Source organism: Stagnihabitans sp. (assembly GCF_964946895.1).
This window is the reverse complement of the sequence record NZ_CBBQHX010000021.1, coordinates 1-11050: the sequence shown is the minus strand read 5'-3', so window position 1 is coordinate 11050 and position 11050 is coordinate 1. Positions and strand designations below refer to the sequence as shown.

Genomic DNA, 11050 nt, shown 5'->3' with positions numbered 1-11050 from the left:
CAGAGCTGTCGGTCCGTTAACCATATGGCGCGAATCGGCGGCGGGGAGCTTCTGGGTGATCGACAGGGGCGCTGACCGGGGCTATCGTCAGGCGGCAGCGTCAGGCATCGCCGCGGGCGGGTTCGACGCTGGCGAAAGCCGCGGGGTTGGATGTTACATCGGCACATTGGCGGGAGCATTGCAGCATGGCACTTGGGTCCGGAACGCCTGACGATCCCTGGCAGCTTAAAACGCCGCCGTTGACCTCGGACTATCAGATGCATTTTGCCGAAGCGGGCGGCACGGCGGTGATCGTCTGTGTCGTGGGCAAGACGACGCTGCTGTATGATCGGCGCGCGGTGGAGGATCTGCACCAGATGCTGAAGGCGCAGGGCGATTGGGTGGAACTGGGCAGCGCGGATGAGCAAAAACCGGCCAAGGCGGGCACGGTGGAGGCTTGGGCGCGGTCTGACAGCAACCCCTTGGGTGGCTGGTATGGCCTGAAGAAGGGACTGCGCGGGCGGTTTGGCATGTATGTGCCGCCGCTGATGGAGGCGTTGGGGCTGGCTGAGGTGGAACACGGGCCACGCAACAACCGGATGCGGGCAAAGTAGCGCTCAATCCCCGAAGCGGCAGTTCTGCAACAGGACGGGGTCGCCCGCGGTCCAACTGGTCCAGGCGATGGGGTGGCCGATCACCACGACCAGATCGCCCCGGCCAAAGCCGGCAGCACGGTTGAGCACATCGGTGTCGGTGGCATCCACCTCGCAGGCGACCTCTCCGGTCGAGCCGTAGGCGTCGGGCGTTACGCCAAGGGTGCCAAGGCGCACCAGAAGGGTGGTGCGCACCACGCCGGTCTGCAGCAGTTGCGCCCAATCCAGATCGAAGTCACCGGCCGGTTCGACGCCAAGGAACTGGCCTTCGATGGCAATCTCTTTGTCGGCAAACTCGGCCGCGAAGCGGACCGGCCCCTGCGAAAGCGCCTCGTAGGACAGTTCGCGCGCCAGAGCGGTGTTGGGCACGGGCGGGCCTATGGTGACGGGCGCGCGGGCGGCAACCTCGAACGTGGTGCCGAACTGGCTGAGGTAGTAAAGCCGCACCTCGTCCTTGCCGGAGGGGCCGCCGGGCAGGGTCATGTGGGTGCGGGCCGCCTCGACCGGGGTGGTGGTGGTGGCGAAGGTGTCCGGGTCCGCGACGGCGTCGGGGCTGTCGGCGGGCACGACAGCCAGCCGCCAGCCCGAGCCGCGCCACAGGGCGGAGGCATCGACATCGACCACGATGCCATCCACGGCGCGCACCTGCGGGGTTTGCACCCGAAGCGTGGCCAGCGGTTTGGCCGGGGCGGCAGGGGTTTGCGCGGCAGGTTGAGGCGCGGCGGCAGGTTGAGGCGCGGCCGGGGCCGCGCCCGCGCGCAACTTGGCGAGGCCCGCGAATTTGCCGTTGGGGTAGGCGTCCAGATAGGCCTGATATTCGGCGGGGTTCTGGCTGTGGGCGATGGATTGCCAGAAGGCCAGTTCCGCAGGATCAGGGGCGCCATCGGCCAAGGCGGGCAAAGCCAGCGCCCACAACAGGGCTGCGGCGGGCCAGATCCGGGTCATCGCGCCCCCCGATCAGTGGACGGAGAACTTGGTGCGGGTCGCGATTTCCTGCCGCCCGTCGTTGTTGTAGAGCTGGGTGTAGAACCGCACTTCATAATTGCCCGGCGCAAAGGGGCCGTAGGTCAGGACGCCCTGGGCACAGTTGGACGCATAGTCATAGCCCAAAACCTTGATGCCACTGCCCGCCGGGGAATTGGGGTCGGCATTGGGGGCACCGGCCGCGACCACGATGATCTTGTCGTAGTTGGTGGGCGTCGGGAAATTGGTGCAGGTGACCTTCAACGTGCCGCCGACGAGCAGCTTGGGCGGGTCGAGGACCAGCGTTTCGCCCTGACCGACATCGCCGGTGGGATTGGCGGGGGCGGCGGCCTGATCGGCGGTAGTGTCTTGTGCGGCGGGGGCAGTGACGGCGGGGGCAGTGACGGCGGGGACAGTGACGGCGGGGGCCACCGCTGCGGCCTGCGGCGGGGCGGTGACGCGGATCTTGGCCAGCGCCACGAACTTGCCGGTGGGGAAGGCATCAAGATAGGCCTGATATTCCGCCGGGTTGGTGCTGTTCTGGATGGATTGCCAGAAGGCGAGGTCGGCGGGATCCGTGCCATCCGCCCGCGCGGTGGATGTCAGGGCAAAAAGGGCCGTTGCCGTTGCCAGAACCAAACGCCGCATCGCAGTCCTCCAATGGATTTGATCTTATGATGCAGAGAAAGCCCCCAAAAGAGACGGTCGTCAAATGGATTCTGACGGATTTTGCCGCTGTGCCTGAGGCGCGGGGCGGCGTGTCGGGATCCGGCGCCGGCGGCCCAAGCGTGGCTTGATCGGCTGGCGGCTGCCGTCTAGTCTGGCCCTGCGGCACAGCGGAGAATCTGGGGTGGCAAGGTCGGCACGCAACAAGGCAGCCCCGCCCGAAACGGCTGCGGACAAGCCATCCGGCGAAGGTGCCGCCCCCGAGGCGGAGACCGGCAAGCGTCCGCGCAAGCGCTTCCATGTGCCAACCCTGGCCGCGATCACGGCCGATTTGCGGGCCATCCTGCTGAACGCGGCGCTGCTGTTCCTGTTCGTTCTGGTGGTGCCGGTGGTGGGCGTGCAGTTCCTGCACAGTCAGGTGATCATCCAGCCGTTTCCGGTGCCGACGGCCCTGATCGCACGCGGGCTGACGCCGGATGTGGCGGCCAACCGGCTGTGGGACGGCTTGCATGACGAGAAGATGCTGGCCAACACCTCCAAAGAGGCGATCGCGGCCTTGCCGACCAATCAGCGGGTGGATTTCGCCATCCCGGATTCGGGGATTTCCATCGACTCGCTGGTCTATTACGTGCGGCATTTCTTTCATGCCTATCAGACCCGGATCAGCGGCGAGTTGCGCTGTGCCGATGCGACCTGCGCGCCCGAGGGGATCAGCCTGCGGATCCGGGTGATGCGGGATGATCTGGACGTCATCCAGATGCCGCCCATCGGCAAGGAAAGCGAGACGGAGTATTTCCGCGATGCGGCGGCGCGGGTGCTGGATCTGCTGGACCCGTTCACGGCGGCGGCGGCGCGGGCCAACAGCGACCCCGAGGCGGCGCTGGCCGCGGCGCAAAAGCTGGTGCGGATGCATCACCCTGATGCGGTCTGGGCGGCCAATCTGATCGGCAACATCAAGCTGCGGCAGGGCGATGCCGCCGGGGCCGTGACGGCCTACCGTGAGGCGCTGACGCTGAAGCCGGATTTCGCCATCGCCGGCACCAATCTTGGCGTGGCGCTGGTGCAGAGCGGGCAACTGGACGCGGCCGAAAAGGTCTTTGACGGATTGGCGCGGACCGATGGCAAGGATGCCTTTCTGGCGCTGGGCCGCTCGAAGCTGGCGCAGGCGCGGGGCGATCTGGACGGGGCGGTGGCCCTGCTGATGCAGGCCGAGGCGCTGGATCCGGGCACGCCGAAATATTTCTCCATCGCGGCCGAGATGCAGTATGGGGCAAACCATCTGGACAAGGCCGCCGACCTGGCCGCCAAGGCGCTGGACGTGGCGCCGGGGGACTATGGCGCGGTGATGCTGATGAGCGGCATCGACGTGGCGCAGGGCAGTTTCGACAAGGCCGAAGCCGTGCTGGGGCGGGCGGTGGATGCGGATCCGACCGTTGCGGATTTTCAGGGTCAGCGGGCGCAGATCCTGCACTATCTGAACCGCTATCCCGAGGCTTTGACCGCCATCGACGCCGCGTTGAAGCTGGAACCGGACACCACGGCGTTTCAGGTGACGCGGGCCGATATCCTGCTGTCGCTCAAGCGGTTCGAGGAGGCGCGGGCGCAGGTGACCCTGGTCCTGACCGCCGCCCCCGACAACGCCGAAGCCCTGCTGATCGAAGGACAGGCGCTGGCCGCGCTGAACCGGGTGGACGAGGCGCGGGCCGCTTATGGCGCGGTGATCGCGCATGACACCGGCGGCTATGCTATCAGCGCCAAAGGCTATCTTGCGGTGCTGAATGCGACGGTCAAGCTGGCGGCCCCGCCCGGCTGACGCCTAGAACAGGTCGATATAAGCCGCCAGACCGGCAAGGTCCGTGTCGTGGTCGATGGTCAGGACATCGCCGTGCGGCATGTGCAGAACCAGATGGTCGCCCGCGACACTGCCATAGGCTGCGACGAAATCGGCGGCGGTCATGCCGTGGGTGCCGATCTTGGCCTCGATCTCGATCCGGTCGCCTTCGGCGGCGTTGAAATCCGTGATGCGGTCCTGACCGCCGCCCTTTTCGAAGATGAACTGGTCGGCCCCGAGGCCGCCGGTCAGGATATCCTGATTGGCGCCGCCGTTCAGGTGATCGGCGCCATCGCCGCCCGACAGCTGGTCATTGCCGTTGCCGCCGATGAGCAGGTCATTGCCCGCACCGCCGTACAGAAGGTCCGCGCCTTTGCCACCGTCCAGAAGGTCGTTGCCATCGCCGCCATTGAGCACGTCGTTGCCCGCGCCGGCATCCAGCAGGTCATCGCCGCCGCCGCCGTTCAGGACATCGTCACCGCTGGCCGCGTGCAGCTTGTTGTTGCCACTGCCGCCCTCCAGCAGATCATTGCCGGAACCGCCATAGAGCACGTCATTGCCGTCATCGGCGACAAGGTGATCGTCACCGGCCCCGCCGTACAACACGTCATTGCCCGCACCGCCGGACAGAAGATCCTGCCCCGCGCCACCGAACAGGCGGTCAAAGCCGGTGCCGCCCGCCATGCTGTCATCGCCGGCATCGCCATAGGCCACGTCGTTGCCCTTGCCGCCGTCGAAGGTGTCATTGCCGGCGGCGCCCCACAGCAGGTCCGAGCCATCGCCGCCGTTGAGGGAATCGTCGCCCGCGCCGCCCATCAGCGTGTCATTGTCCGCCCCGCCGAACATCGTGTCGCTGCCCGTGCCGCCATAAAGCGAGTCGCTGCCCGTGCCACCGTCCAGCAGGCCGCCGCCGTCACCGCCCCAGATCCGGTCGGCGTCCGCCCCGCCGTAGATCGTGTCGGCATCCGCCCCGCCAAAAAGATAGTCGTTGCCCGCGCCGCCATCCAGAAGGCCCGGCCCGTCGCCGCCCCAGATCCGGTCATTGCCCGCCTCGCCATAGATGGCATCCTGGCCCAAGCCGCCGAAGATCTGGTCATTGCCCGCGCCACCCCACAGCGAATCGTCGCCGTCGCCGCCCGAGATCTTGTCATTGCCCAAGCCGCCATAGGCCGTGTCGTTGCCGTCCGACCCGGTCAGCACGTCATATTTGTCGGTTCCCATGAGCAGGAGCCCCGGGGCAGGGTCCACGATTGGGAAAGCGGTAACAGGGGTCATCGGCTCGATCCTCGCATTTGGCCTTCTGATGCGGCCTTGGGTGTCGGGCCTTTGCGGCCCCTGCAGAAACAATGACGGCCAATATTGTCTAAATTTTGACCAAACTTGGGGGGAGGCGCCGTCCGGTCAGGGCCGTGAGCGCGGGTTGCGACATTCCGGTGACCTGCGCGGATTGGTAACAGGCTACGGGGCTGAAATTCCTGTCGAGGGGCCGGGATTGGTCGTAGACTGGGGGCGTTGTATTGACATGGTGGCGGTTCGTCCTGCCGCCGGCGCATTGTGAAGGCGGAGCAGGCATGAACACCCCCTCCCACGCGGCACCGCAGACAGAGGCTGCCATTGCGGCACTTTGCGCGCGGTTTGGCAATGATCGGCACCGGATGCTGGACATCCTGCTGGCGGTGCAAGAGGCAGAGCGCTGGATCTCGGCGGACAGCATGGACCAGATTGCCGCGGCGGTGGGCCTGACGCGGATCGCGGTGGAGGGGGTGGCCAGCTTTTACAGCTTCCTGTCGTTGGCGCCGAAGGGGCGCGTCACGATCCGGCTGTGCGATGACATCATCGACCGGTTCAGCGGCCTGAACGCTGTGGTGGCGGCCTTCGAGGCGGAACTGGGCGTGGCGCTGGGCCAGACCTCGGCCGACGGGGCCTTTTCGCTGGAGGTGACGCCCTGCATCGGGATGTGCGATCAGGCGCCGGCGGCGATGATCAATGACGTGGTGGCGACCCGGCTGACGCCCGCGCGGGCGAAAGAGATTGCGCGCAAGCTGAAGGAGGGCGTGGCACCGGGCGCGGCTTTGGTGGAGGGGTTTGCCGGGCTTACCCCCTATCAGCGGGCCAAGGCGATAGTAGAGGACAACATCCGCCTGCCGGGGGCCGTGCTGTTGGGACCCGTGCCACAGGATGCCGGGCTGCGCACCGCATTGGCGCTGAGCCGGGTGGAGATCATCCATGCCGTCGAACTCAGCGGTCTGCGCGGTTGTGGCGGGGCGGGCTATATCTCGGAACGCAAATGGCATTTCGCCTCGATCGCACCGGGGGAAAAGCGCTTCATCATTTGCAATGCGGATGAGGGCGAGCCGGGGACGTTCAAGGACCGGGTGATCCTGACCGAACGGGCTGATCTGGTGTTTGAAGGCATGACCATTGCCGCAAAGGCGGTGAATGCGCGGGACGGGATCATCTACCTGCGGGGCGAATATGCCTATCTGCGGGAGCATCTTGAGGCAGTTCTGGCCGCCCGCCGTGCGCGTGGCGTGCTGGGCAAGGATATTCTGGGCCAAGCGGGCTACGATTTCGACATTCGCATCCAGATGGGGGCTGGCGCTTACATCTGCGGCGAAGAGGGGGCGATGATCTCCTCTTGCGAGGGGCTGCCGGGGGAACCCAAGACGAGGCCGCCCTTCCCGGTGACGCGCGGGTATCTGGGCTATCCGACCGTGGTGAACAACGTGGAAACCTTCGCCCATGCGGCCCGCATCCTTGACCACGGGGCGGCGTGGTTCCATGGGATGGGGACCGAGAAGAGCCACGGCACCAAGCTGTTCTCGATTTCCGGCGATTGTGCGCGGCCGGGGATTTATGAGCTGCCCTATGGCACGCCCCTGAGGGAGTTGCTGGCGCTGGCCGGCGGCAGCGATGCGGCGGCGGTGCAGGTGGGCGGGCCAAGCGGAACGATGGTGGGGCGCGACAGCTTTGACCGGCGCTTGTGCTTTGAGGATCTGGCCACCGGGGGGGCGGTGATCGTCTTCAACGCGCACCGGAACATTCTGGAGATTGTCGACTACTACATGTCGTTCTTTGTCCACGAAAGCTGTGGCTATTGCACGCCGTGCCGGGTGGGAAATGTGTTTCTGAAGAAGGCCATCGAGAAGTTCCGCAGGGGCCAAGCCAATGACGACGACATTCAGTATCTGAAAGACCTGTCGGACACGATTATCGAAACCAGCCGCTGCGGGTTGGGAACGACCTCTCCGAACCCGGTGCTGACCAGCCTGAAGAACTTTCCGCTGGTTTATGCCGCACTGACCAAGCCGACGGTCGATGGCGTGAAGGCGACGTTCAGCATTCAGGCGGCGCTGGATGGTGCCCGCGACATTGCCAAGCGGCGGTCTTATATCTTCGACAAGGATTACAGCAAATGAGTGATCCCTTCACCTTCCATATCGACGGGGTCGCGGTGACGGCCAAGCCCGGCCAGACCATCATGGAGGCGGCGGACGCGGCGGGGATTTATATCCCCCGGTTGTGCGACGTGGACGGCTTGCGCCATCAGGGCGGCTGCCGGGTCTGCACGGTGAAGGTGGGGGGGCGGTCCGTGTCGTCCTGCACCCAGCCCGCCGAGCCGGGGCTTGAGGTGGAAAACGACACCGAGGCCCGCAACCGCGTGCGGCGCGATCTGGTGGAGATGCTGTTTCACGAAGGCAACCACCTGTGCCCGATCTGCGAGAAAAGCGGCAATTGCGAGTTGCAGGCCATGGCCTATCGGCTGGGCATGACCGCGCCGACGCGGTTTCCCTATCTGGAGCCGTGCCGCGATCTGGATGCCTCGCACCCCGATATCGCGCTGGACACCAACCGCTGCATTTCCTGCGGGCGTTGCATCCGGGCGTCGCAGGATGTCGATGGCAAGGGTGTCTTCGGCTATGTCGGGCGTGGCATCCACAGGCGGGTGGCGGTGAACGGGCACAATCTGGCCGATACCGATGCGGCGCTGGCCGACAAGGCGATGTCGGTCTGCCCGGTTGGCTGCATCATCCGCAAGGATGAGGGGTTCCGCCTGCCGATTGGCGAGCGGCGCTTTGACCATGGCCTGATCGGGCATGAGATCGAGGAGAAAGCGAAATGACGGAACCCTTGGTCGAGCCGCGAAAGGCCCGTGTTGCCACCGTATCTTTGGCGGGGTGTTTTGGCTGCCACATGGCGATTCTGGACATTGACGAACGGCTGATCACCCTGATGGGGCTGGTGGAGTTCGACCGCTCCCCTTTGACCGACATCAAGACCTTTACCCAGCGCTGCGACATTGGCATCATCGAAGGCGGCTGCTGCAACGAGGAAAACGTCCACACCCTGCTGGAGTTCCGCAAGAACTGCGATGTGCTGATTGCCTTGGGGCAATGCGCCATCATGGGGGGGCTGCCTGCCATGCGCAACGCCATCATGCACTCGGGTGAACCTTTGCGGGAATGTCTGGAGGAGGCCTATATATCCGGGCCTTATCTGCGCAACACCACGCGGCTGATCCCGAATGACCCGGTGCTGCCCTTGGTGCTGGACAAGGTCTATCCGTGCAATGAGATCGTCGATATCGACTACCAGATCCCCGGCTGCGCGCCTTCGGGTGATGTCATCTTCAACACGCTGGCCGGGCTTTTGACCGGCAAGTTCGCAGGGTGCGACCGCGCAACCCTGCGGTTCGATTAGAAAGGTGCTGTCATGGCCGAGAGCAGACTGATCGAAATCGCGCCCGTCACCCGGGTGGAAGGGCATGGCAAGGTCACCATCCATCTGGATGAGAACAATCAGGTGGACGAAGCCCGGCTGCACATCGTCGAGTTTCGCGGCTTTGAACGGTTCATTCGCGGGCGGCTGTTGTGGGAGGTGCCGGTCATCGTGCAGCGCCTGTGCGGCATCTGCCCGGTCAGCCATCATCTGGCAGCGGCCAAGGCGATGGACCAGATCGTGGGGGTGGATGTGCTGCCGCCGACGGCCGAGAAGATGCGGCGCCTGATGCACTATGGGCAGGTGATGCAAAGCCATGTGCTGCACTTCTTCCACCTTGCCGCACCTGATCTGCTGTTCGGCTTCGGATCGGACTTCACCAAGCGCAACATCTTCGAGGTGATCCGCCAGAACCCGGAATTGGGCCTGCGCGCCGTTCTGATGCGCAAGTTCGGGCAAGAGATCATCGAGGCGACGGCGGGCAAGAAGATCCACGGGACCGGCGCAATCCCCGGCGGCATCAACCGCAATCTGGATATCGCCACGCGGGATCGCTTCCTGAAACAGGTCGATGAGATGCTGGAGTGGTCGCAAGGCGCTTTGGCGATTGCGCGCGGCTATGTCGAGGATCACCGGGCGCTGGTCGACAGCTTTGGCTCTTTCCCGTCCAACCACATGTCTTTGGTGCGGGAGGACGGGGCGCTGGATCTGTACCACGGCAAGATGCGGGCGCTGACACCAGAGGGGCAGCCGATCTTCGACATGCTGAATTACAACGACTACCACAAGCATCTGGTCGAGGATGTGCGGTCTTGGTCCTATATGAAGTTTCCCTTCATCAAGGAACTGGGGCCCGATACGGGCTGGTATCGCGTGGGCCCCTTGGCCCGGATGAACACGGCCGATTTCATCGACACGCCCTTGGCCAATGACGCCCACACGGCGCTGAAGGCGTTTTCGGGTGGCAAGCTGAACCATTCGACGCTGGCCAACCACTGGGCGCGGATGATCGAGGTGGTGCATTGTGTCGAGAAGATCAGGGACCTGCTGCATGACCCTGACCTGCAGGGCACCGATCTGCGCGCAACCGGAGAGCGCCGCTATGAAGGGGTTGGCGTGATCGAGGCGCCGCGCGGCAACCTGATCCACCATTACAAGGTCGATGAGAATGATCAGGTGACCTACTGCAACCTGATCGTGTCCACCACGCACAACAACGAGGGCATGAACCGGGCGGTCAAGGATGTGGCGGTCACCCATCTGTCAGGCCAGCCCAAGATCACCGAAGGCATGCTGAACCACATCGAAGTGGCGATCCGCGCCTATGACCCCTGCCTGTCCTGCGCCACCCATGCCTTGGGCCAGATGCCGCTGCAGGTGGAGATTTACGACGCCGACGACAGGCTTGTGGACCGCGCGGCGCAATGCCTGTGACGGCGGCGCGGCGGATTCTGCTGATTGGCTATGGCAATCCGGGGCGCGGCGATGACGGGCTGGGGCCAGCGCTTGCCGCTGAGGTGGAAGCGCTGGCGCTGCCCGGCGTGACGGTGGACAGCGACTATCAACTGACGGTCGATCATGCGGCCCTGATTGCCGGACATGACCTTGTGGTCTTTGCCGATGCCATGATCGGGTTGGACCGGCCGTTCCGCCTGTCGCCGGTCAGCCCGACACCGCCTGAGACGCTGGGCAGCCATCAGGTCTCGCCCGAGGCGGCTTTGGCGCTGGCCGGGCTGCTGTTTGGCAAGGCACCACCCGGCTGGATTCTGGCGATCGGCGGCGCTGAGTTTGGCGAGGTGAAAGAGGGGCTCAGCGACCTTGCCCGCGCCAACCTTGCGCAGGCGGTGGGCCATTTGCGCGACTGGATCGCGGCGGGTCCGGGCTGACCGACAGGGACTTGCACGGGGTGGCGCGGGCCAGGTTCGGTCAGTGCGGCGCATCCACCTTGGCGCGCATCAGCATGCCGAAAAGATCGCGCGGGTCATCGGGATCTGCCAGCAGGTCCAGGGTGTCAAACTGCCCGGTCCGCAGCAGTTGATCGCGGACATAGCGCAGGGCCGAGAAATCCTCGGTCGCGAAGCCCACGCTGTCGAACAGGGTGATCTGGGCGGGATCGCGGCGGCCCATAGCCGCGCCGCGGATCACTTGCCACAGTTCGGTGACAGGGTGGGTGGGGTCAAGCTGCTGAATCTCGCCCTCGATCCGGGTTTGCGGCGGGTATTCGACGAAGATGTCAGAG

10 protein-coding genes and 1 pseudogene are annotated in these 11050 nt (G+C 65.1%); 7 read left to right on the top strand and 4 right to left on the bottom strand.

The window, feature by feature from the left end:
• Positions 1 to 185 precede the first annotated feature (185 nt).
• A complete protein-coding gene (locus AC1Y2B_RS14145; RefSeq protein WP_482253750.1) occupies positions 186 to 593 on the top strand; it encodes a DUF6855 family protein in 408 nt (135 codons plus the stop codon).
• Between the two features lie 3 nt (positions 594 to 596).
• Here AC1Y2B_RS14145 and AC1Y2B_RS14140 read toward each other — a convergent pair whose 3' ends face one another.
• Both AC1Y2B_RS14140 and AC1Y2B_RS14135 read right to left on the bottom strand, forming a co-directional pair.
• Positions 597 to 1577 (bottom strand): hypothetical protein, encoded by a 981-nt coding sequence (locus tag AC1Y2B_RS14140; protein WP_482253749.1) that lies wholly within the window; start codon positions 1575 to 1577, stop codon positions 597 to 599.
• 12 nt (positions 1578 to 1589) lie between these two features.
• Entirely contained in the window at positions 1590 to 2243 is a 654-nt protein-coding gene (locus AC1Y2B_RS14135) for a hypothetical protein (protein ID WP_482253748.1), read from the bottom strand.
• Between the two features lie 202 nt (positions 2244 to 2445).
• On the opposite strand from AC1Y2B_RS14135, the gene AC1Y2B_RS14130 reads away from it, so the two are divergent.
• Complete coding sequence (locus tag AC1Y2B_RS14130) at positions 2446 to 4074, top strand: tetratricopeptide repeat protein (RefSeq protein WP_482253747.1); 1629 nt, start codon at positions 2446 to 2448, stop codon at positions 4072 to 4074.
• Positions 4075 to 4077: 3 nt separating this feature from the next.
• Here AC1Y2B_RS14130 and AC1Y2B_RS14125 read toward each other — a convergent pair whose 3' ends face one another.
• Positions 4078 to 5313: a calcium-binding protein gene (locus AC1Y2B_RS14125; RefSeq protein WP_482253746.1), complete on the bottom strand. Its 1236-nt coding sequence runs from the start codon at positions 5311 to 5313 to the stop codon at positions 4078 to 4080.
• 350 nt (positions 5314 to 5663) lie between these two features.
• Here AC1Y2B_RS14125 and AC1Y2B_RS14120 point away from each other — a divergent pair, with 350 nt between their 5' ends.
• The 5 genes from AC1Y2B_RS14120 to AC1Y2B_RS14100 are packed head-to-tail and all read left to right on the top strand — an operon-like array spanning position 5664 to position 10697.
• Positions 5664 to 7511: an NAD(P)H-dependent oxidoreductase subunit E gene (locus AC1Y2B_RS14120; protein ID WP_482253745.1), complete on the top strand. Its 1848-nt coding sequence runs from the start codon at positions 5664 to 5666 to the stop codon at positions 7509 to 7511.
• On the top strand, positions 7508 to 8215 hold the full coding sequence (locus tag AC1Y2B_RS14115; protein ID WP_482253744.1) for a 2Fe-2S iron-sulfur cluster-binding protein: 708 nt from the start codon (positions 7508 to 7510) through the stop codon (positions 8213 to 8215). Before AC1Y2B_RS14120 ends, AC1Y2B_RS14115 begins: the two co-directional genes overlap by 4 nt.
• Complete coding sequence (locus tag AC1Y2B_RS14110) at positions 8212 to 8793, top strand: NADH-quinone oxidoreductase subunit B family protein (protein ID WP_482253743.1); 582 nt, start codon at positions 8212 to 8214, stop codon at positions 8791 to 8793. The genes AC1Y2B_RS14115 and AC1Y2B_RS14110 overlap by 4 nt, the downstream gene beginning before the upstream one ends.
• Positions 8794 to 8805: 12 nt before the next feature.
• Entirely contained in the window at positions 8806 to 10245 is a 1440-nt protein-coding gene (locus tag AC1Y2B_RS14105; RefSeq protein WP_482253742.1) for a Ni/Fe hydrogenase subunit alpha, read from the top strand.
• Positions 10236 to 10697: a hydrogenase maturation protease gene (locus AC1Y2B_RS14100; protein ID WP_482253741.1), complete on the top strand. Its 462-nt coding sequence runs from the start codon at positions 10236 to 10238 to the stop codon at positions 10695 to 10697. Before AC1Y2B_RS14105 ends, AC1Y2B_RS14100 begins: the two co-directional genes overlap by 10 nt.
• A 40-nt stretch (positions 10698 to 10737) precedes the next feature.
• Here the strand turns inward: AC1Y2B_RS14100 and AC1Y2B_RS14095 are convergent.
• Positions 10738 to 11050, bottom strand: a pseudogene (locus AC1Y2B_RS14095) (ornithine cyclodeaminase); the annotation flags it as partial.

Excerpts from the sequence above, each read along its gene's own strand:
- AC1Y2B_RS14140 (WP_482253749.1), bottom strand. The coding sequence starts at position 1,577 with ATGACCCGGATCTGGCCCGCCGCAGCCCTGTTGTGGGCGCTGGCTTTG.
- AC1Y2B_RS14115 (WP_482253744.1), top strand. The coding sequence starts at position 7,508 with ATGAGTGATCCCTTCACCTTCCATATCGACGGGGTCGCGGTGACGGCC.
- AC1Y2B_RS14120 (WP_482253745.1), top strand. The coding sequence starts at position 5,664 with ATGAACACCCCCTCCCACGCGGCACCGCAGACAGAGGCTGCCATTGCG.
- AC1Y2B_RS14145 (WP_482253750.1), top strand. The coding sequence starts at position 186 with ATGGCACTTGGGTCCGGAACGCCTGACGATCCCTGGCAGCTTAAAACG.
- AC1Y2B_RS14105 (WP_482253742.1), top strand. The coding sequence starts at position 8,806 with ATGGCCGAGAGCAGACTGATCGAAATCGCGCCCGTCACCCGGGTGGAA.
- AC1Y2B_RS14110 (WP_482253743.1), top strand. The coding sequence starts at position 8,212 with ATGACGGAACCCTTGGTCGAGCCGCGAAAGGCCCGTGTTGCCACCGTA.
- AC1Y2B_RS14135 (WP_482253748.1), bottom strand. The coding sequence starts at position 2,243 with ATGCGGCGTTTGGTTCTGGCAACGGCAACGGCCCTTTTTGCCCTGACA.
- AC1Y2B_RS14100 (WP_482253741.1), top strand. The coding sequence starts at position 10,236 with ATGCCTGTGACGGCGGCGCGGCGGATTCTGCTGATTGGCTATGGCAAT.
- AC1Y2B_RS14125 (WP_482253746.1), bottom strand. The coding sequence starts at position 5,313 with ATGGGAACCGACAAATATGACGTGCTGACCGGGTCGGACGGCAACGAC.